The following is a 19,659-nucleotide window of genomic DNA, read 5'->3' on the forward strand; positions in this document are numbered from 1 at the left end:
CTGGGGTGAGGTGACGTGGACACCCCTGAACGCTAACCGGGTGACCCCGCCACCCGCATCGGGCGGGGGGACGAGGGTGTTCTCCCGCCCCGTCCTACGTCCCGCGACCGACCCGGCTCGCACTGTGACAAGAATCACACTCGACACTTAATTGTTGACACTGTGTACCGGGCGAGCAGCTCGCTGTGATTCAGTAGCCGGTGTATCTGCACGTGCATTTCGCGCATCCGGGGGAGTGATGGAAACGGAGACCGAGCCGTACGTGCGCCTCGCCTCACTGCGGGAGCTGCACCAGGTCGTCACCCAGTTGAGCGCCGCCCGCAGCATGGCGGACACCCTCCAGACCATCGCGGACGGCGCCGTCGCCGCGCTCGGGTTCGAGCTGGCATCCGTCAACGTCGTCCGGCCCGACGGCGATCTCCTGGTGGCCGCCGTCGCCGGCAACGAGCGCGCCGAGGCCGCCCTCGCCGGCCGCACCGGCCCCCGCGAGGCGTGGGAGCGCCGCCTCGCCATGGGGGAGCGCTGGGGCGAGCTGCGCTTCATCCCCTACACCGAGGGCTGGGTCCTCGACCACGACGACGTGCCGCAGTGGCACACCACCGGACCCGCCCCCCGTTACCCCGACGAGTGGCACCCCATGGACCGCCTCTTCGCGCCGCTGCACGCCTCCGACGGCGAACTGCTCGCCGTCCTTGAGGTCGACCGCCCCCGCAACGGCCGGCGCCCCGGACCCTGGGGCCGCGAGGCGCTCCAGCTCTACGCCACCCAGGCCGCCATCGCCATCAGCAACGCCCGCCTCCGCGGCAACATGCAGCGCGCCCTCGTCCGCCTCGAACGCGAGCAGCAGGCCCTGCGCGCCAGCGAGGAGAGCTTCCGGCAGGCGTTCGAGTACGCGCCGAGCGGCATGGCCATCGCCGAGGTCGGCGGCGACAACCCCGGCCGCCTCATACGCGTGAACGACGCCCTGTGCCGCCTGCTGGGCCGCCCGGTCGCCGTGCTGCGGCGCTACAGCTTCGCCGACCTCGTCCACCCCGAGGACACCGGCGTCCTGCTGCGGACCTCGGCCGAGGGCGGCAGGGCCGAGCTGCGCCTCGCGCGCCGCGACGGCTCCTACGTGTGGGTCAGTGTGCGCAACTCGGTCGTCGCCGACGCGGCGGACGGGCCGCAGGTGCAGCTCACGCACGTCGAGGACATAGAGGAGCGCAAGCGCCACGAGCTGGCCCTCGCCCACCGCGCGAGCCATGACGCGCTCACGGGCCTGCCCAACAGCGCGGAGCTGCGTGCCCGCCTCGGCGCCCGCGTCTGCGAGGTGCCGCCCGAGCGGTTCGCCGGCCGCCGGGCCGAGGGGGCGGCGGCGCGCGCGGCGGAGGCGTTCCGCGGGATCGGCGCGGCGGGCGGGCGGCCGTACGACCACCGCCCGTACGACCACCACGAGCACGTCAGGTCCCCCGAGATGCCGGGCGGCGACGGCAAGGGGCTGGCCGTTCTCTTCTGCGATCTCGACGGTTTCAAGTCGATCAACGACCGGTTCGGTCACGGCTGCGGCGACGCGGTGCTCGTCGAGGTGGCCCGCCGCCTCGAACAGGGGGTGCGGGACAACGACACGGTCGCCCGGCTCGGCGGTGACGAGTTCGTCGTGCTCGCCGAGGGCCTCGGCCCGGCGGACGCCTCCGACCTGGCCGTGCGGCTGCGCAGCGCGATCATCCCGCCGATCCGGGTGGAGGGCCGCCTGGTGCGGGTGGGGGCGAGTTTCGGCATCGGGTGGGCGTCCTGCGGCATGACGACGGAGGAGATCCTGGAATCGGCCGACCAGCGCATGTACGTGGAGAAACGTTCCCGGTCGCAAGGCCGCCGGCGGGCGGGATGAGACGGGGCGGGCCGGCGTCGCCGCCCGTCCGGAAGGCGCCGGACCTTCACCCGAACGCGGTAGGCTCGGCCGGCGTACACCCGTATCGAAGGAGCGGTAGTCGATGAGTTCGGGGCACACCGGCGCGGGAACGCCCGACGAAGGCGATGACCCGTTCGCCTACCTCTACCGGCCGGCCGACGGCTCGGCCCCGCAGCGGCAGACGCCGCGCCAGCCGTCGTACAACCAGGTGCGCCCGGTCGGCGAGCGGACCTTCGGTGGCCAGCAGGGCGGCTACGGCTACCCGCCGCAGCAGCAGCGGCCGCAGACCCCGCCGAACGGCGCCGGTCCCGACGCCAGGTACGCCGCTCCCGAGACCCAGGCGATGCCGGGCGGCCCCCGGCACACCCCGCCGCCGGCCGGCCGCCGGGGGGCGCCGCCGCCGCGCCGCAACGGACTGCTGATCGGCGCGATCGCCGTCGCCTGCGCGGTCCTGCTCGGTGTGATCGGCGCCATCGCGTTCAGCGGCGGCGGTGACGAGGACGACCGGGCCGGCGACGACCCGACGACCGCGCCGAGCGACACCGGCGGCGACGGCCAGGGCGGCGACGACGAACCGTCCGACGAGCCCACCGAGGACGAGGACGAGGCCGGCGAGCTGCCGACGGCCGGGCGCGAGAACCTGCAGGTCTCCGGTGCCGGCTGGGAGGACTCCGTCGAGAACGCGAGCTCCGACGACGGCAGCTACATCGCCCTCCACAACGCGAAGAACTCCACCATCACGTGGAGCTTCGAGCTGGACGGGGAACCGCTCGATCAGTACTGGTTCTACGTCAGCTACTCCGCGGTCTCGGACGGTCAGTCGCTGTCCTTCTCGGTCAACGGGGAGCAGCGTGACGACGCCGTCGATCTCAAGGACTGGGCGACGGGGTCCGACGAGTGGGCCGACAGCTGGGTGAAGACGTTCAATTACGTGAACCTCCAGGAGGGCGAGAACACGATCCAGATGACGTGCTCCGACTCCTGCGACGTCCTCATCGACCGGGTCTGGCTCAGCGACCACGAGGAGTAGGCGGCCCCGCCGTCCCCAGCACGCCGAGCAGCCGGACCGCCGCCCGCGTCATGGCCGTGCGCCCGTCCGCGAGCCACGGCCGCGGGTCCACCCGGTCCGGCGGCACGGCCGCCAGGTGCGCCCGGACGGCCCCGGTGAGCGCGGCGTTCAGCACCGTGCCGAAGTTGATCTTCCCGATGCCGGCGGCCACGGCCCGCCGCAGCTCCCCGTCCGGCACGCCCGACGAGCCGTGCAGCACGAGCGGCACGGGCACCGCGGCCCGCAGCCGCGCGATCAGCGCGTGGTCGAGTACGGCGGTGCGCTCGGTCATCGCGTGGCGGCTGCCGACCGCCACGGCCAGCGCGTCCACCCCCGTGGCCCGGACGAACGCCGCGGCGCCCGCCGGATCGGTCCGCGCGCCGGGCAGGTGCGCGTCCCCCGGCTTGCCGCCGACCCGGCCCAGCTCCGACTCCACCAGCAGCCCGTGCGCGTGCCCGAACGCCACCGCCGCCGCGGTCGCCGCGACGTTCTCCCGCCACGGCAGCCGCGACCCGTCGAACATGACCGAGCCGAAGCCCGCCCCCGGTGCCTGCCGCAGCAGCTCGGGGCGCGTCACATGATCCAGGTGCAGCCCGAGCGGGACGGCCGCCGCCTCCGCCAGCGCGACGAGCGCCGCCGCCACCGGCGCGAGCCGCCCGCCCCGGTGGGCGACCGCGTTCTCGGAGACCTGGAGCAGCAGCGGCGCGCGGGCCGTCTCGGCCGCCGCGACGACGGCCTCGGCGTGCTCCAGCGTGATCACGTTGAAGGCGGGCAGCGCGCGCCCGGCCGCGCGCGCCGCCTCGAGTAAGTCCGCGCCGGGCGCGAGGGTCATGGCCGCACCACCCACTCCCCGCGCCGCATGACGCCCGCCACCTCGAAGGTCTCCTCCGTCAGCACCACGAGGTCCGCGTCCTTCCCCTCCTCGATGGAGCCCGTGCGGTCCGCCACCCCGAGCACCCGCGCCGGCGTGCCGGACAGCGCGCGCGAGACGTCCGGCACGGGAAGCCCGTTCACCGTCACGGCCCGCCGGAACGCCATGTCGAGCGTCAGCGTCGAACCGGCGATCGCGCCGCCCTCCGTCAGCCGCGCCACCCCGTCCACCACGTCGACCTCGAGCGGCCCCAGCGGGTACCGGCCATCGCCCATGCCCGCGGCCCCCATCGCGTCGGTGATCAGCGCGACCCGCTCCGGTCCTGCGGAGCGGAAGGCGACGCTCACGACCGACGGATGGAGGTGGGCGCCGTCGCCGACGAGTTCCACGACGACCCGCTCGTCCTCCAGCAGCGCGGCCACCGGACCCGGCGCGCGGTGCCCGAGCGCCGGCATGGCGTTGAAGAGGTGGGACGCCACGGTCGCGCCCGCGTCCACGGCCTGCCGCGTCAGTTCGTACGACGCGTCGGTGTGCCCGACGGCCGCGGTGACGCCGTGGTCGCGCAGGAGCCGCACGGCGTCGAGGCCGCCGGGAAGCTCGGGGGCCAGCGTCACCATGACGGCGGTGCCGCGCGCGGCGTCGAGGAGGCGGCGGACGGCGGCCGTGCCGGGCTCGCGCAGCAGCGCCGGGTCGTGGGCGCCGCGCCGGGCGGGGGAGATGAACGGCCCCTCGAAGTGGAGTCCGGCGAGGTCGCCCTGCTCGACCAGTTCCGACAGGACGCCGGCCTGTGCCGCGAGGTCGTCCAGGGCGCCGGTCACGGTGGATGCGGCCATCGTCGTCGTGCCGTGCGCGCGGTGGGTGCGGATGACCCGCAGGGCCTCGTCGGCGTCGCCCGCGGAGAACGAGGCGCCGCCCCCGCCGTGCACGTGCTGGTCGACGAAGCCGGGCACGATCCAGTGGCCCGCCAGGTCGAGCACCTCGGTGCCGTCGGGTTCGTCGCGGGCACCGGCCGCGAACCGGGTGCCCTCGACGGTCACGCGCCCGCCGGGCACGACGCCCTCGGGGCGGACGACGCCGGCGCCGGTCAGGACGGTGCGCCGGGGCGTGGTGGTGCTGCTCATCGCGCGTCTACCTCCGCGGTCAGGGGGAGCGGGCGTGCGTCGTGGGCGAGGAGGGCGGCGCCCAGGCGGCCGGCGGAGTCCCCGAGCGCCGCCGGGAGGATCTCGGGCATCCGCTGGAAGGCGATCCGCTCCGCGAGGGCCTCCCGCACGGGAGCGAGGAGCAGGTCCCCGGCCTCGGCGAGGCCGCCGCCGAGCAGGACGGTGCCCGGGTCGAGCAGGCGGACGGCGGCCAGCAGGCCGTCGGCGAGGCCGTCGACCGCCGTCCGCCACACGGCCGCGGCCCGGGGGTCGCCCGCGGCGACGGCGCGCGCGGCGTGCGCGGCGTCGGCGGCCGGGTCGCCGCAGGCCGCCGCCCAGGCGCGGCCCACGGCGGCGGCGGAGGCGACGGTCTCCAGGCAGCCGCGCCGGCCGCAGCCGCAGAGCGCGCCGCCCGGCCGGACGATCAGGTGCCCGATCTCGCCCGCCCCGCCGTGGGCGCCGGCCTCGATCACGCCGTCGATGCCGATCGCTCCGGCGATGCCTGTGCCGAGCGCGACCAGCAGGAAGCGGGAGCGGCCCGCGCCCGCGCCGAGCCGTGCCTCCGCGAGGCCGGCGGTGCGCAGGTCGTGCCCGATGGCGACGGGCAGGCCGTCCAGCCGGTCCGTCAGGAGGCGGCGGAGCGGCACGTCGCGCCAGCCGAGGTTGGCGGACCAGACGGCGATGCCAGCCGCCGCGTCCACGAGGCCGGGGACGCAGACACCGGCCGCCGAGGGTGGCCGGCCGAGGCGGGTGACGGCGGCGTCGTACAGCTCGGCGGCGACGCCGAGCACGGTGTCCACGGCGCCGGCCGGGTCGCCGGTGGGCCTGCGGATCTCGACCAGCGGCCGGAACCCGGGGTCGTAGAGCGCCGCCTTGATGGCGGTACCGCCCACATCGAGGGCGATGACGTGGTCCTGTGCGTCTTCGGTGCGCGTCACAGGCGCAAGTCTGGCCCGAAGGACGCCAAGAGGTCTAGTCCACTACGGGAGGTCGGTCGCCGGCGGGGGGTGGGGCCGGAGGGTGGGGACAGCCCCCGGAGGCGGGTGGAGAAAACCGGAGATCGTTTTCTCCGGCTCACCGGATGGACCGGGGTCGTCACGCTGCGTAGCGTTGCAGTCATGAACGTGAGGCGGGACAGCATGAAGGTGACACGGGGCAGTACCGGTACGAAGGGCAACAGGTGGCGTCTGACGGCGCTGGCGGGGCTGACCGCGGTGGGCGTGGCGGTGGCGTGCACGGCCGGGGCGGCGGCGGGTGGCGTCGTCGGAGGTGATGCGGCGGCGGCCGCGGGGGCGAGGGGGCACGGCTCCCTGGAACGGGACGCGCGGGCGGTCGTGGACTCCGGCGCGACGGCCGTGGTGGCCGCCGCCTCGGTCGCCGGGGAGCGCGGGCAGCGCGCGGCGGCGGGTGTGACCGACCTCGACGACCCCCGGCGCGTCGATCCGGGGTCGTACTACCGCATCGGCAGCGACACCAAGACGTTCACGGCCGTGGTCGTCCTCCAGCTCGTCGCCGAGGGGCGGCTCGACCTGGGGGACACCGTGGAGCGGTGGCTTCCCGGCGTCGTCACCGGCCACGGGAACGACGGCAGCCGCGTCACCGTCCGGAACCTCCTCCAGCACACCAGCGGCATCGCCAACTACACCGACATCCTGTTCGGCGACCCCGGGGCCCTCACGCCCGAGGCGTACGAGGAGGGGCGGTTCGACGTGCTGACGCCCGAGGACAAGGTGGCCCTGGCCATGACCCGGGAGCCGGGCTGGCTGCCGGACGCCGCGTCGCCCGGGAGCGAGACCCGCTGGTCCTACTCCAACACGAACTACATCCTCGCCGGGATGATCGTCGAACGCGTCACCGGCCACTCGTGGGAGCGGGAGGTGCACGAGCGTGTCATCGCCCCGCTCGGGCTCGACCACACCCTCACCTCCGGCACCTCGGCCTACGTCCCGCAGCCGACCGCGACGGCGTACCTCCAGTTCCCGGGGCAGGAGGAGCTGACCGACACGACGCTGGCGGTCGAGGGCGGCGCCGACGGCGGGATCATCAGCACCGCCGAGGACATGACCGCGTTCCACCGGGCGCTGCTGGACGGCCGGCTCCTCGGCCCGGCGGAGCTGGCCGAGATGCGCACGACCGTCCCGGCGCCCGACTTCTCCGCCAGGCCCGGCACCCGCTACGGCCTCGGCCTGGCCTGGAGCCCCATGGAGGGCTGCGACGGCGGCATATGGTTCCACGGCGGCACGTCGTTCGGCACGTCCTCCGAGGGCGCCGTCACGGACGACGGCAGGGCCGCAGCCGAGGCCGGGGTCTACACGCTGAGCTTCGCCGACGCGCAGGCCCAGGAGGAGCTGAGCGCGGCGACGCGGCACCTCGTCGAGCACGCGCTGTGCGGCACCGGCGACTGAGCGGCGGCGCGCCGGCCGGGTCCGTGCGGCCCCGGGGCCGCACGGACCGTGCCGAAGGCCCGCGGCGTTCGGATGCGGTGCTCGCGAGGTGCCGTGGTCGGCGTCGTGGGACGGGAGAGGCCCGCCGGGCGGGATCGAGCGGTCAGATGCGCTCGGCCAGTGCCACCAGGAAAGCGGCGACGCCCTCCGGGCCGTCCACCGTCAGGTCGGTCGCGGCCGCCAGCCGTGCCACCTCCTGGCTGCCGCTGCACACCCGCAGCCCCGGGATGCCGACCGCCCGCAGCCGTGCGATCGCCTCGAAGGCGGGCAGGTCACCCAGGTCGTCCCCGCCGTAGAGCACGCACTCCGCGCCGGTGGCCCGCGCCAGTTCGGTGAGGGCGGTGCCCTTGTCCATGCCGGGCGGGCGCAGTTCGAGGACCATGCGGCCCGGTTCGAGCGTGAGGCCGTGGTCGTCGGCGAGACGGCGCAGGGGCGCGCTCAGCTCCTCGAAGGCCGCCTCCGGGTCGGCGGCGCGGCGGGTGTGGACGGCGAGGGCGATGCGCTTGTCCTCGACGTGGGAGCCGGTACGGGCGGCCAGTTCGTCGACCTCGGCACGGACGGCGGCGATGCCGGGCGGCGGCTCGGGGGCGATGAGCTCACCGGTGGCGGCGTCCCACCGCTCCGCGCCGTAGGCGCCGAGGACGGTGAGACCGGCCAGTTCGGGATGGCCGTCGAAGCCGCCGAGCCGCACCACGGTGTCGGCGGGGCGCCCGGTGATGACGGCCAGCGCGGCGATCTTCGGCGCGATGCGGGCCAGCGCCGGGACGGCGTCCGGATGGGCGCGGGCCTGCGCGGGGTCGGCCACGATCGGTGCGAGGGTCCCGTCGAAGTCGAACGCGAGGAGGGCGCGGTCGGGACGGTTCAGGAGGGAGGCGAGCCCGGCGCGTCCCTCGTCGGTTGCGGGTACGGGAAGGGTGCCCATGGCCCCGACTGTACCGGCGGGGTCAGCGGCGGGCGCGGCGGGCGTCCCGGACCCGGCGGAGGCGGTTGACCGTCACCGGGTCGTGCCGGAGGGCGCGCGGATCGTCCAGCAGGGCGTTGAGGAGCTGGTAGTAGCGGGTGGGGGTGAGGTCGAGCTGTTCGCGGATCGCGCGCTCCTTGAGCCCGGGGCGGGGCCAGCCCCTGCGCTCCACGGCGAGGACGGCCCGCTCACGGGCGGTCAGGCCGCCGGGCGCGGACTCCGGCGGGCGGCCGGCGCCGGTGTCCGGCTCGCCGTCCGTGTCCCGTTCGTCCTCGTCCGCGCTCACCCGTTCAGTCTAGGGTCTGCCCGGCGGGACACGACGGGTATGAGCTGCGGTCCGGCGCCTTGCGATGCACCGCGTCCGACGCCGCGAGCCCGCGCCGAGACCCGCCGGACAGACCCCGGGCGGCGGCTCCGACAGGAGGCGGGATGCGGCCGTGCGGGGGAGTCCCCGTCCGCCGGGGTGTGGACGGGCACGCGTCGGGCAGGGCTCCCTCACGCACCCGGCGACCGTGTCCCCCGCGCGGGGGACGAGGAGGATGGCGCATGACCGAAATCCCGCTCACCGCCCGCGAGATCGCGACCCAGCCGGAGTGCTGGCGGCGCGCCGCCCTCGATGCGCGCGCCGCCGGGGAGGCCGGGTTCGGCGCCTCCGCGCTGCCCCGGCCGGGGGAGCGCGTCGCCGTCACCGGCTGCGGGACGTCCTGGTTCGTGGCGCAGGCGTACGCGGCGCTGCGGGAGAGGGCCGGGCAGGGCGTCACGGACGCGTTCGCGGCGTCGCAGTTCCCGGTGGCCCGTGCCTACGACCGCGTGGTGGCGATCACGCGGTCGGGCACGACGACGGAGGTGCTCGACGCGGTCGGCGCGGTCAGGGCGGCATGGCCCGCGGTCCCGGTCCTGGCGCTGACGGCCGACCCGGCCTCCCCGGTGATGCGGGCGGCGCAGCACGTCGCGGTCCTCGACTACGCGGACGAGTGGTCGGTCGTGCAGACGCGGTTCGCGACCAGCGCCCTGGCGTTCCTGCGGGCGGCGCTGGAGGCCGAGGGGCCGCTCCCCGAGGGGGTGGCGTCCGTGGAGCGCGCGGCCGCCGACGCGGCCACGGCGCTCGACGACGACCTGCCCCCGGAGGCCGTCGCGGCGGAGCAGTGGACGTTCCTCGGCACGGGGTGGGCGTACGGGCTGGCGCAGGAGGCGGCGCTGAAGCTGCGGGAGGCGGCGGGCGCGTGGACCGAGGCGTACCCGCTGCCGGAGTACCGGCACGGGCCGCTGGCCATCGCGGCGCCCGGGCGGGTGGTGTGGCTGCTCGGCGGCGCGCCGGACGGCTTCGCGGCCGAGATCGGACGGACGGGGGTCTCGGTGGTGCGCGGGCGGCTCGACCCGATGGCGGAGCTGGTCCGCGCCCAGCGGCTCGCCGTCGAGATCGCGCGGCGGCGCGGCCTCGACCCGGACCGCCCGCGCAACCTGCGGCGGTCGGTCATCCTGCGCTGACCCCCACCGCTGCCGGCCCTGCCGGGCGGTCCGTCCGCGGAACGCGCCGGTGTGCGGCCGTCCGCGATCGGTGGCACGCCGTCGGTACGGGTCGCCGGCACGGGGGTGTGCGGGGACTCCCCGTGGCAGGCGTGCCGGTGGGCGGCGTTCGCGCGCGATCCGGCAACACGGCGAGGTGCCGCTGCCGGCGTCGCGGGACGGGCACGTTCCGCCGGGTGGACCCCGGTGCCGGGGCAGGCGGGGTCGCCCGTCGAGGCGTGGCGTCCGGGGCGGTGCATCGGAAGGCGTCGGGTCGTCGTTGTACTGGGCGCGCTTGGCTGATGCGGCAACGCGGCGAGACGCCGCGCCGTGCCGGGCGACGCGACGGGGCGGACCTCGCCTGGCGCGGCCCTCGGGGTCCGTCCGGCGGGTCATGGCGCGGGCTCGCGGCGTGGGACGCGGTGCGTCGGAAGGTGCCGGACGGCAGCTCAGGCCCGTCCGTAAGCGCGCGATGCGGCGAGGTGCCGCTGCCGGCGTCGCGAGTTCCGCCGGGCAGGCCCTAGGGGCTGTCCGGCGGGTCTTGCCTGTCTCGCGACGCCGGCTACGGCACCTCGCTGCGTTGCCGTATCGCGCGAATACGGTCGGGTATGAGCTGCGATCCGGCGCCTTGCGATGCACCGCATCCGACGCCGCGAGCCGCGCCAAGATCCGCCGGGCAGACCCTAGCCCTCGCGCAGGGCCGTGAGCTGGTCGAGGAACCAGCGGGACGGCGGCAGTGCCGTCGCGGCCGCCGCGAGGCGCTTGGTGCGCCGCTCCCGTTCGTCGGCCGGCATCGACAGCGCGCGGTGCAGCGCCTCCGCCGTGCCCCGGATGTCGTACGGGTTGACCATGATGGCGTCATCGGACAGCTCGGCCGCCGCGCCCGCCTCCGTCGACAGGACGAGGGCCACGCCCCGCTCCGAGACGACCGGCACCTCCTTGGCGACGAGGTTCATGCCGTCACGGATCGGGTTGACGAGGGCCACGTCCGCCATCCGGTACGCGGCGAGCGACCGCGCGAAGTCGTCCCGCACATGCAGGACCACCGGCGTCCAGTCGCCCTCGGCGAACTCCGCGTTGATGCCGTCCGCGACCCGCGACACCTCGGCCGTGTACGCGCGGTACACCTCCAGGTCCTGCCGCGACGGGTACGCGAACGCCACATGCGTCACCCTGCCCCGCCACTCGGGAGAGTCCGTCAGCAGCCGTCGGAACGCGTGCAGGCCCCGCACGATGTTCTTCGACAGCTCCGTCCTGTCCACCCGCACGACGGTGCGCCGGTCGCCCACCTGCTTCCGCAGCCCAGCGAGCCGCTCGTCCACGTCGGGCCGGAACGCCCGCTCCCGCAGGAACCCGGCGTCCGCGCCGAGCCTGTGCACACCGATCCGCGTCGTACGGCCCCCGTACGTCACCGACCCGTCGGGACCGACCTCGGCGCCCAGCACGTCCGCGCAGCACGCCGCGAACGCGTCCGCCCACCGCCGCGTCAGGAACGCCGCGCGGTCGGCACCCAGAATGCCCGTCAGGACCTGCCGCGCCACGGCGTCCGGCAGGATCCGGAACAGCTCGGGCGGCGCCCACGGCGTGTGCGAGAAGTGGCCGATCCGCAGGTCCGGGCGCCGCTGACGCAGCAGCCCCGGCACGAGCGACAGGTGGTAGTCCTGCACGAGGACGGCAGCGCCCCGCTCGGCCTCGTCCGCCAGCGCGTCAGCGAACGCCTCGCTGTACGCCTCGTACCCGGCCCACTGCTTCTCGAAGGCGGCGTCGAAGACCGGCTCGAACGGCGTCTGGTACAGCAGGTGGTGGACGAACCACAGGACGGAGTTCGCGACGCCGTTGTAGGCCGCGTCGAACGTCTCGGCGGGGATGTCCAGCATCCGCACCGCCTGCCCGCCCGTGTCCGCCTCGGGAAGCCGCCCGCCGTGGTGCCCCGCCGCCTCCCTGTCGCCCTCGCCGAGGGCCGCGCACACCCAGGTACCCGCCTCGGGGCCGAGCGCGCTCAGGCCCGACACGAGGCCGCCGCCGCCGCGCTTCGCGACCAGGGACCCGTCGTCGGCCGGGGAGTAGCTCACCGGACCACGGTTCGAGGCGACCAGTACCTGCTTCGCGGTCATCGGTCCTCCAGCGCTCGGCACGGGCGTACGCCCCCGGTGAGGCGGAGGCTAACCGACCGCACGGCCGGCGAAACGTGGGAACCGTCACACCGCCCGCGCGTCCCCGCGACCGGGCGTACCGGCGCGTGACCCGCGCCGCGCGCCGTCACGGCAGCCGCCTCACGCGGCCTGCCGGCGCGCCGCGTACTCCGGCACCCCGCACATCGGGGGCCGCTCGTCGGCGTCGATCGGGTGCGTGCGCGGGGAGAAGGCGCCCTCCTCCGTGCGCTCGAACTGGGTGAGCCCCACGCGTTTCGGCAGCACGGTGCCGGGCAGGCGGCTCTGCGCGGTCCGCATGATCGCCGTGGACATGCGGCCCAGGGCCTGCCCGTCCTGGTGGCGGTGCTTGCGCACCCCGACGTCCACCTGGGCCACCGCGTCGAGACCCGCGACGTGCAGCGTGTCGATGAGCAGGCCCAGCTCCACGCCGTAGCCGACGGGGAACGGCAGCCGCTCCAGGAGCGACCTGCGGGCCGCGTACTCGCCGCCCAGGGGCTGCACCACGCCGGCGAGCTGCGGCCAGTGCAGGTTCAGCAGGGGGCGGGCCACCAGCTCCGTGACGCGGCCGCCCTGGTGCGCGCCGGTGGGCTTGTCGCCGAGCGGGCGGTCGTACATCGCCTTCACGAGCTGGACGTCCGGCTCGGTCAGCAGCGGGCCGAGGATGCCCGACACGAACCGCGAGTCGAAGTCCCGCAGGTCGGCGTCCACGAAGGCGATGATCTCGCCGCTCGCCGCGAGCAGTGAGCGCCACAGCACCTCGCCCTTGCCGGGGGCCGCCGGGATGCGCGGGAGGATCTCGTCGCGGTGCACGACCTTGGCGCCCGCCGCGGCGGCGGTCTCGGAGGTGCGGTCGGTGGATCCGGAATCCACCACGATCAGCTCGTCGATCAGTGGCACGGTCTCCATCAGGTCGCGCCGCAGCGCCTCCACGATGGCACCGACGGTCGCCTCCTCGTTGAGCGCGGGGAGGACCACGCTGATGCTCCCTGCCGCGCCTGCTGCCCGCTTCGCGTTCAACAGCTGCGGCAGCGGGCGGTCAGCGGCGCTCCAGGACCGGCGGTGCAGCCACGTCCTTGCCTCTTCCAGCACGAATGTCGCTCCTGTTCGCGTTCGGCCACTTTTACTCCATATGGCCGTGTCTGCCCTTTCCGGGCGGAGCCGAACCCGCTCACGCGCCGGATTTTGCCCTGCGTCTCGCGGATCGGACGGCCCGAGCCATTGTGGAGGTCGTCCGTTACAGTCTCGAACAGCGCAGGTGTCCTCCGCATATCGGGGGTCCCTCGCCGACAACCGCATACCGCTCATCCAGAGGGGCAGAGGGAACGGCCCGTTGAAGCCCCGGCAACCCTTCCGCCGGTTCCGCGTTCGCACGCGGGGCGCCCGGTGGGGAAGGTGCCAATTCCGTCCCGGGGCGAAGTCCGCCCGCGGGGAAGATGAGGAGAGGGGCCTCGCACCCATGTCCGTGCTGACCGAATCCGATCAGTCACCCGCCGCCACCGTCGATCTCGGACCCGCCGCGGCGCTGTCCTGCCGGGAGTGCGGGGAACGTTTCCCCCTCGCGCCCATCTTCGCGTGCTCCTCCTGTTTCGGCCCCCTGGAGATCGCCTACGACCTCCCCACGGGGGACCCCGAGGGCCTGCGCCGCCGCATCGAGGCCGGGCCGAAGAACATCTGGCGCTACGCGCCGCTGCTGCCCGTCCCCGCCGACGTGGCCGACAAGCCGAACCTCAACCCCGGCTTCACCCAGCTCATCAGGGCGGACCGGCTCGCCGCCGAGCTCGGCGTCACGGGCGGCCTGTACGTGAAGGACGACTCGGGCAACCCGACGCACTCCTTCAAGGACCGCGTCGTCGCCCAGGCCCTGGAGGCCGCCCGCGCCTTCGGCTTCACCACGCTGTCCTGCTCCTCCACCGGCAACCTGGCGGGCGCCGTCGGCGCCGCCGCCGCGCGGGCCGGCCTGCGCTCCTGCGTCTTCATCCCGCACGACCTGGAGGCGGGCAAGGTCGTCATGGCCGCGGTCTACGGCGGCCAGGTGGTCGCCATCGACGGCACCTACGACGACGTGAACCGTTTCTGCAGCGAGCTGATCGGCGACCCGCTCGGCGAGGGCTGGGGCTTCGTCAACGTCAACCTGCGCCCGTACTACGGCGAGGGCTCGAAGACCCTGGCGTTCGAGATCTGCGAGCAGCTCGGCTGGCGGCTGCCGGACCAGATCGTCATCCCCATCGCCTCGGGCTCGCAGCTCACCAAGATCGACAAGGGCCTCAAGGAGCTGATCGAGGTCGGACTCGTCGAGGACCGGCCGTACCGGATCTTCGGCGCCCAGGCCGAGGGCTGCTCCCCGGTGGCGCGCGCCTGGCGCGAGGGCCGCGACGTGGTGCGGCCGGTGAAGCCGGACACGATCGCCAAGTCCCTCGCCATCGGCAACCCGGCGGACGGCCCGTACGTCCTGGACATCGCCCGGCGCACGGGCGGGGCGGTCGAGTCCGTCACGGACGAGGAGATCGTCTCCGCCGTCAAGCTGCTGGCGCGGACCGAGGGCGTCTTCACGGAGACGGCGGGCGGCGTGACGCTGGGTGTGACCCGCAAGCTGATCGAGGCCGGCGTCCTCGACCCGGCGCTGACCACCGTCGTCGTGAACACCGGCGACGGCCTGAAGACCCTGGACGCGGTGGCGCCCACCACCGGTCCCACCGCGACCATCCGTCCGTCCCTGGACGCCTTCCGAGAGGCTGGCCTGGCATGAGTGTCACCGTCCGTATCCCCACGATCCTCCGCACCTACACCGGCGGCCGGTCCGAGGTGCCCGCCGAGGGCGCGACGCTGCGCGAGGTGCTGTCCGACCTCGACCGCAGCCACAGCGGCATCGCCGGCCGGGTCTTGGACGACGAGGGCAGGCTCCGCCGTTTCGTGAACGTGTACGTGAACGACGACGACGTCCGGTTCGCCGAGGGCCTGGACACGGCGACACCGGACGGCACGGGGATCTCGATCATCCCGGCCGTCGCCGGCGGCTGCTGAACCGGTCCGGTTTCCGACCGGACCGTGCCGGGCCGGCGTCCGGACGGCGATCGGGCGGTGTTCGCGGACGTTCGGATCCGTTGGAAAAAGACCGGGTCGGCGCCCGGCGGATGTTCGTAAAAGTGTGCGATCCGCCCCGGAACCTCGGGTTCCGGGGCGGATTCGCGCGCGGGGGGCGCTAAAGTGGCCTGCGCTCCCCGTTGTCCCCCGTGTCACGCACACATGAATTCGCGACACATCCCGCGAATCTCCCGCCGAAAAGTCGTGCACCAATTGTCGGGTTGGCACTTTTGGTGCCTGGCGGAATCTCCAACTATGGCCACCCGTACGGTATTTGCCCGGATCGCGGGTCCAAGAATTCTCCCTCGAATGGCCTGTTGCGCTGGGCGTCCGTCCCGATACATTCAGCGGCGGTCACGCGTTCCGGCGCACACCCCCTACGGCCGGGGGTGGGGTCTGACAGGTCTGACCCGGGTCCGCGGAGTGCGGCCCCGTGAAAGGGCCGGCAAAATGGGGAGTTAGGAAATGGCTCAGGGCACCGTCAAGTGGTTCAACGCGGAGAAGGGCTACGGCTTCATCGCGGTAGACGGTGGTGCGGACGTCTTCGTGCACTACAGCGCGATCCAGATGGACGGCTACCGCACCCTTGAGGAAGGACAGCGGGTCGAGTTCGAGATCTCGCAGGGCCAGAAGGGGCCGCAGGCCGACATGGTCCGGGTGAGCGCCTGAACCGCCGGACGTTCCGCACGACGAGACGACCAGGGTCCGCACCTCCCGGGGGGTGCGGACCCTGGCGCGTCACACGCCCGGGGGGTTTGCACTCGCCGGGGGAGAGTGCTAATCATGGGGTTAGCACTCTAGAGGTGAGAGTGACAGCAAGGACCGGTTCGGTGAGGTCCCGGAGCCAGGCGGAGCAAGGAACCGCGGGGCGAGTGGGGCCGTCCGTCGCGGGCGCCAGCGCGGTCCGGCGCAATCCACCCCTGTTCTGGGAGGACCACTTCACATGGCCAAGATCATCGCGTTCAACGAGGAGGCGCGGCGCGGCCTCGAGCGCGGGATGAACCAGCTCGCCGACGCCGTCAAGGTCACGCTCGGCCCCAAGGGCCGGAACGTCGTCCTGGAGAAGAAGTGGGGCGCCCCCACCATCACCAACGACGGTGTGTCGATCGCCAAGGAGATCGAGCTCGAGGACTCCTACGAGAAGATCGGCGCCGAGCTGGTCAAGGAAGTTGCGAAGAAGACGGACGACGTGGCCGGTGACGGCACGACCACGGCGACCGTCCTGGCCCAGGCGCTGGTGCGCGAGGGCCTGCGCAACGTCGCGGCCGGCGCGAACCCGATGGCCCTGAAGCGGGGCATCGAGGCCGCCGTGGAGAAGGTCTCCGAGGCCCTGCTCGGCCAGGCCAAGGAGGTCGAGACCAAGGAGCAGATCGCCTCCACCGCCTCCATCTCCGCCGGTGACACGCAGATCGGCGAGCTGATCGCCGAGGCGATGGACAAGGTCGGCAAGGAAGGCGTCATCACCGTCGAGGAGTCGCAGACCTTCGGGCTCGAGCTGGAGCTCACCGAGGGCATGCGCTTCGACAAGGGCTACATCTCCGCCTACTTCGCGACCGACATGGAGCGCATGGAGGCCGAGCTCGAGGACCCCTACATCCTCATCGTCAACTCCAAGGTCAGCAACGTGAAGGACCTCCTTCCGCTGCTGGAGAAGGTCATGCAGTCCGGCAAGCCGCTGCTGATCATCGCCGAGGACGTCGAGGGCGAGGCCCTGTCCACGCTGGTCGTCAACAAGATCCGCGGCACCTTCAAGTCCGTCGCCGTCAAGGCCCCGGGCTTCGGCGACCGCCGCAAGGCCATGCTGGGCGACATCGCGATCCTCACCGGCGGCCAGGTCATCTCCGAGGAGGTCGGCCTCAAGCTGGAGAACGCGACCCTCGACCTGCTGGGCCGCGCCCGCAAGGTCGTCATCACCAAGGACGAGACCACCATCGTCGACGGTGCCGGCGACAGCGAGCAGGTCCAGGGCCGGGTCAACCAGATCCGCGCCGAGATCGAGAACTCCGACTCGGACTACGACCGCGAGAAGCTCCAGGAGCGCCTCGCGAAGCTGGCCGGCGGCGTGGCCGTCATCAAGGCCGGTGCCGCGACCGAGGTCGAGCTGAAGGAGCGCAAGCACCGCATCGAGGACGCGGTGCGCAACGCGAAGGCCGCCGTCGAGGAGGGCATCGTCGCCGGCGGTGGCGTGGCCCTGCTGCAGGCCGCCTCGGTCTTCGACAAGCTGGACCTGCAGGGCGACGAGGCCACCGGTGCCGCCGCCGTCAAGCTGGCCCTGGAGGCCCCGCTGAAGCAGATCGCCGTGAACGCCGGCCTCGAGGGCGGCGTCGTGGTCGAGAAGGTGCGCGGCCTGACCCCGGGTCACGGCCTGAACGCCGCGACCGGCGAGTACGTCGACCTGCTGGCCGAGGGCATCATCGACCCGGCCAAGGTGACCCGCTCCGCGCTGCAGAACGCCGCCTCCATCGCGGCCCTGTTCCTCACCACGGAGGCCGTCATCGCCGACAAGCCGGAGAAGGGCGGCGCCGGTGCCGGCGCCGACGCGGCCGGCATGGGCGGCGGCATGGACTTCTGAGTCCCGCCACCGCACCACCGCACATCCCGGGAGCCCGGCCCCGGCGGTCATCGGACCGCCCGGGGCCGGGCTCCCGGCGTTGCCGGCGGGCTCAGGAGCCGGTGCCGGCGAAGTCGGCCAGCACGTCGAGAGCGGCCGTCAGATGGGGCGTCACCCGCTCCACGGTGTACGCCGTCCGCTCGGGCGGGTACGCGCGGGGGACGCTCTCGACCAGCATGATCAGGTAGAGGTAGGCGCGGTAGAACGCCATCCGGGCGCGCGCCGGGGCGTCGAAGTCCGTGCGGCCGCCCTCGGACGCGTACCCCGCGATGAGGGCGTCGTCGGGCTCGGGCGCGGACAGCAGCGTGAGGGACGCGAACTCGGCCAGCGGATCGCCCCAGAACATCCGCTCACCGTCGATGAGACCGCTCAGCCCCTCCCCGTCCAGCAGGATGTTGCCCTCCCACAGGTCGAAGTGGACGAGCGCCGGCACCGTGACCTCCGCGAGCGCCGGCGAGGCCGCCGCCGCCAGCTCCCGCACCCGGTCGGTGGCCACGGGGAGCGGCGCGTCGTAGCGGTCCGCGTCGGCCAGCAGCGCCGCCAGCATGCCGCCGAACGTCCCCGTCCAGTCCGCCGCCGCGGGAACGGCACCGCCCGGGTAGCCCCAGCGGCTGCCGGTGACGGCGTGCAGCCGGGCCACGGCTGCGCCCAGCTCGTACCGCAGACGCGGGCGGAGCGCGGCCGGTACGGGCGCCGGCGCGTCGTCCGGCCGGAACCACGGCGCGCCGGGCAGCTCCGTCATCAGCAGGTGGTCGTCGTCGGCCGACACGACGCGCGGCACGGTCGCCGCGCCGTGCGCCGCCGCCTCGCGGAAGAAGACGGCCTCGGCCGCGATGAGCCCGTCCTCGTACGTCATGCGCGGCCGGTGGGGCGCGGGCGGTCGCTTCAGGACGAGGCGGGTGCCGTCGGCCAGGCGTATGCGGTGGACCGTGTTGTACGTGCCGCCGCCGAGCGGCTCGTACGCGGCCACGGACTCCGGGTCGATGCCCGCCGCGGCCAGGACGGGCGGCGGGACGTGCGTCGGCTCAGGCATGGGCGGCCGCCTTGAGCGCGGCCCGCAGGTGGCCGTGCGCCTGGGTGAGGAGCCGGTCGGCCGTGCCGGCGTCCACGTCGCCCAGGATGGTGAGGATGGCGTTCTTGACCTCGCCGTCGGTGGCGCCGAGGGCCTGCTCGACCTCCTCGGGCGGGGCGCCGGTGGCGAGCTGGACGATGCGGCGGGAGCGGGCACGCAGCTTCTCGTTGGACGCGCGCACGTCGACCATCAGGTTCCCGTAGGTCTTGCCGAGGCGGATCATGCTGACGGTCGAGATCATGTTGAGGACGAGCTTCTGGGCGGTGCCGGCCTTCAGCCGGGTGGAGCCCGCGATCAGCTCGGGGCCGGTGACGACCTCGATGCCGTGCTCGGCCGCCGCGGCCAGCGGGGAGCCCGCGTTGCACGCCAGGCCGATCGTGAGGGCGCCGCGGGCCCGGGCGTGCGTGACGGCGCCGACCGCGTACGGGGTGCGGCCGGACGCGGACACGCCGACGACCGCGTCGTCAGCCGTCAGGCCGACGGCGTCCAGGTCGGCGGCGGCCAGCTCGGCGCTGTCCTCGGCGCCCTCGACCGCCGCCACCATCGCGGCCGGGCCGCCGGCGATGAGGCCGACGACCTCGCCGGGCGCGGTGTTGAACGTGGGCGGGCACTCGCTGGCGTCGAGCACACCGAGCCGGCCGGCCGTGCCGGCGCCCAGGTAGAGCAGGCGGCCGCCGCGCGCCATGCGGTCGGCGACGGCGTCGATGGCGTCGGCGATCCGGGGGAGCTGACCGGCCACGGCGGCCGGGACGCGGGCGTCCTCGGCGTGCATCAGGCGGACGATGTCGAGGGTGGGCTGCCGGTCGATGTCGGCCAGTTCCGGACGGTACGCCTCGGTGGTCAGCGTCTCGAAGTCGGTGGACATGAAGGAGCGGCTCTCTCCTG

17 protein-coding genes and 1 riboswitch are annotated in these 19,659 nt (G+C 74.2%); of the genes, 8 read left to right on the forward strand and 9 right to left on the reverse strand.

The genetic code is table 11. From position 1 onward, the window contains the following. Positions 1-238: 238 nt before the first annotated feature. Together cdgB and EMA09_RS28415 are read left to right on the forward strand one after the other, a co-directional pair. On the forward strand, positions 239-1,867 hold the full coding sequence (gene cdgB / locus EMA09_RS16685) for a diguanylate cyclase CdgB (protein WP_129841819.1): 1,629 nt from the start codon (positions 239-241) through the stop codon (positions 1,865-1,867). Between the two features lie 103 nt (positions 1,868-1,970). Continuing rightward, on the forward strand, positions 1,971-2,918 hold the full coding sequence (locus EMA09_RS28415; RefSeq protein ID WP_168220745.1) for a hypothetical protein: 948 nt from the start codon (positions 1,971-1,973) through the stop codon (positions 2,916-2,918). Here EMA09_RS28415 and EMA09_RS16695 read toward each other — a convergent pair. From EMA09_RS16695 to EMA09_RS16705, 3 genes are read right to left on the reverse strand one after another with little or no spacing between them, the layout of a single operon-like run. Continuing rightward, entirely contained in the window at positions 2,899-3,768 is an 870-nt protein-coding gene (locus tag EMA09_RS16695; protein ID WP_129841820.1) for a class II fructose-bisphosphate aldolase, read from the reverse strand. The genes EMA09_RS28415 and EMA09_RS16695 overlap by 20 nt on opposite strands. Next, positions 3,765-4,928, reverse strand: a complete 1,164-nt coding sequence (gene nagA / locus EMA09_RS16700; protein WP_129841821.1) for an N-acetylglucosamine-6-phosphate deacetylase — start codon at positions 4,926-4,928, stop codon at positions 3,765-3,767. Before nagA ends, EMA09_RS16695 begins: the two co-directional genes overlap by 4 nt. Beyond that, positions 4,925-5,884 (reverse strand): ROK family protein, encoded by a 960-nt coding sequence (locus EMA09_RS16705; RefSeq protein ID WP_129841822.1) that lies wholly within the window; start codon positions 5,882-5,884, stop codon positions 4,925-4,927. Before EMA09_RS16705 ends, nagA begins: the two co-directional genes overlap by 4 nt. Positions 5,885-6,064: 180 nt before the next feature. Here EMA09_RS16705 and EMA09_RS16710 point away from each other — a divergent pair, with 180 nt between their 5' ends. Beyond that, positions 6,065-7,351, forward strand: a complete 1,287-nt coding sequence (locus EMA09_RS16710; protein ID WP_240796434.1) for a beta-lactamase family protein — start codon at positions 6,065-6,067, stop codon at positions 7,349-7,351. A 142-nt stretch (positions 7,352-7,493) separates the two neighbouring features. Here the strand turns inward: EMA09_RS16710 and otsB are convergent, their stop codons facing one another. Then, positions 7,494-8,312: a trehalose-phosphatase gene (gene otsB, locus EMA09_RS16715; protein ID WP_129841823.1), complete on the reverse strand. Its 819-nt coding sequence runs from the start codon at positions 8,310-8,312 to the stop codon at positions 7,494-7,496. 22 nt (positions 8,313-8,334) lie between these two features. Next, on the reverse strand, positions 8,335-8,553 hold the full coding sequence (locus EMA09_RS16720) for a DUF3263 domain-containing protein (protein ID WP_240796676.1): 219 nt from the start codon (positions 8,551-8,553) through the stop codon (positions 8,335-8,337). 353 nt (positions 8,554-8,906) lie between these two features. Here EMA09_RS16720 and EMA09_RS16725 point away from each other — a divergent pair, with 353 nt between their 5' ends. Continuing rightward, positions 8,907-9,839, forward strand: a complete 933-nt coding sequence (locus EMA09_RS16725) for an SIS domain-containing protein (RefSeq protein ID WP_129844083.1) — start codon at positions 8,907-8,909, stop codon at positions 9,837-9,839. Positions 9,840-10,540: 701 nt separating this feature from the next. Here EMA09_RS16725 and EMA09_RS16730 read toward each other — a convergent pair. Then, entirely contained in the window at positions 10,541-11,971 is a 1,431-nt protein-coding gene (locus EMA09_RS16730; protein WP_129841825.1) for a trehalose-6-phosphate synthase, read from the reverse strand. A 159-nt stretch (positions 11,972-12,130) separates the two neighbouring features. Then, the gene (locus EMA09_RS16735; RefSeq protein ID WP_129841826.1) at positions 12,131-13,099 is read right to left on the reverse strand and encodes a glucosyl-3-phosphoglycerate synthase; all 969 of its coding nucleotides are present in this window, start codon (positions 13,097-13,099) and stop codon (positions 12,131-12,133) included. Positions 13,100-13,308: 209 nt separating this feature from the next. Beyond that, positions 13,309-13,450, forward strand: a riboswitch (SAM riboswitch). A 16-nt stretch (positions 13,451-13,466) separates the two neighbouring features. Between EMA09_RS16735 and thrC the strand changes: the two genes are divergently transcribed. From thrC to groL, 4 genes are all read left to right on the forward strand, one after another. Beyond that, a complete protein-coding gene (gene thrC, locus EMA09_RS16740; RefSeq protein WP_129841827.1) occupies positions 13,467-14,756 on the forward strand; it encodes a threonine synthase in 1,290 nt (429 codons plus the stop codon). After that, positions 14,753-15,031 carry a MoaD/ThiS family protein gene (locus EMA09_RS16745; RefSeq protein WP_129841828.1) on the forward strand — a complete coding sequence of 93 codons (279 nt, stop codon included), beginning with the start codon at positions 14,753-14,755 and terminating at the stop codon, positions 15,029-15,031. Before thrC ends, EMA09_RS16745 begins: the two co-directional genes overlap by 4 nt. 525 nt (positions 15,032-15,556) lie before the next feature. Next, complete coding sequence (locus EMA09_RS16750; protein WP_010035953.1) at positions 15,557-15,760, forward strand: cold-shock protein; 204 nt, start codon at positions 15,557-15,559, stop codon at positions 15,758-15,760. Positions 15,761-16,034: 274 nt separating this feature from the next. Further along, positions 16,035-17,663, forward strand: coding sequence for a chaperonin GroEL (gene groL / locus EMA09_RS16755; protein WP_129841829.1), 1,629 nt, complete (start codon positions 16,035-16,037; stop codon positions 17,661-17,663). A gap of 91 nt (positions 17,664-17,754) precedes the next feature. Here groL and EMA09_RS16760 read toward each other — a convergent pair whose 3' ends face one another. Beyond that, positions 17,755-18,735 carry an aminoglycoside phosphotransferase family protein gene (locus tag EMA09_RS16760; RefSeq protein WP_129841830.1) on the reverse strand — a complete coding sequence of 327 codons (981 nt, stop codon included), beginning with the start codon at positions 18,733-18,735 and terminating at the stop codon, positions 17,755-17,757. Then, the gene (gene murQ / locus EMA09_RS16765) at positions 18,728-19,639 is read right to left on the reverse strand and encodes an N-acetylmuramic acid 6-phosphate etherase (RefSeq protein ID WP_129841831.1); all 912 of its coding nucleotides are present in this window, start codon (positions 19,637-19,639) and stop codon (positions 18,728-18,730) included. The genes EMA09_RS16760 and murQ overlap by 8 nt, the downstream gene beginning before the upstream one ends. Positions 19,640-19,659 lie beyond the last annotated feature (20 nt).

Source organism: Streptomyces sp. RFCAC02 (genome assembly GCF_004193175.1).
In the GTDB taxonomy this organism is placed as follows: domain Bacteria; phylum Actinomycetota; class Actinomycetes; order Streptomycetales; family Streptomycetaceae; genus Streptomyces.

What these genes read in the sequence shown, in the direction of transcription:
- cdgB (WP_129841819.1), top strand. Translation starts at nt 239, where the DNA reads ATGGAAACGGAGACCGAGCCGTACGTGCGCCTCGCCTCACTGCGGGAG.
- EMA09_RS28415 (WP_168220745.1), top strand. Translation starts at nt 1,971, where the DNA reads ATGAGTTCGGGGCACACCGGCGCGGGAACGCCCGACGAAGGCGATGAC.
- EMA09_RS16695 (WP_129841820.1), bottom strand. Translation starts at nt 3,768, where the DNA reads ATGACCCTCGCGCCCGGCGCGGACTTACTCGAGGCGGCGCGCGCGGCC.
- nagA (WP_129841821.1), bottom strand. Translation starts at nt 4,928, where the DNA reads ATGAGCAGCACCACCACGCCCCGGCGCACCGTCCTGACCGGCGCCGGC.
- EMA09_RS16710 (WP_240796434.1), top strand. Translation starts at nt 6,065, where the DNA reads ATGAACGTGAGGCGGGACAGCATGAAGGTGACACGGGGCAGTACCGGT.
- otsB (WP_129841823.1), bottom strand. Translation starts at nt 8,312, where the DNA reads ATGGGCACCCTTCCCGTACCCGCAACCGACGAGGGACGCGCCGGGCTC.
- EMA09_RS16730 (WP_129841825.1), bottom strand. Translation starts at nt 11,971, where the DNA reads ATGACCGCGAAGCAGGTACTGGTCGCCTCGAACCGTGGTCCGGTGAGC.
- thrC (WP_129841827.1), top strand. Translation starts at nt 13,467, where the DNA reads ATGTCCGTGCTGACCGAATCCGATCAGTCACCCGCCGCCACCGTCGAT.
- EMA09_RS16745 (WP_129841828.1), top strand. Translation starts at nt 14,753, where the DNA reads ATGAGTGTCACCGTCCGTATCCCCACGATCCTCCGCACCTACACCGGC.
- EMA09_RS16750 (WP_010035953.1), top strand. Translation starts at nt 15,557, where the DNA reads ATGGCTCAGGGCACCGTCAAGTGGTTCAACGCGGAGAAGGGCTACGGC.
- groL (WP_129841829.1), top strand. Translation starts at nt 16,035, where the DNA reads ATGGCCAAGATCATCGCGTTCAACGAGGAGGCGCGGCGCGGCCTCGAG.
- EMA09_RS16760 (WP_129841830.1), bottom strand. Translation starts at nt 18,735, where the DNA reads ATGCCTGAGCCGACGCACGTCCCGCCGCCCGTCCTGGCCGCGGCGGGC.
- murQ (WP_129841831.1), bottom strand. Translation starts at nt 19,639, where the DNA reads ATGTCCACCGACTTCGAGACGCTGACCACCGAGGCGTACCGTCCGGAA.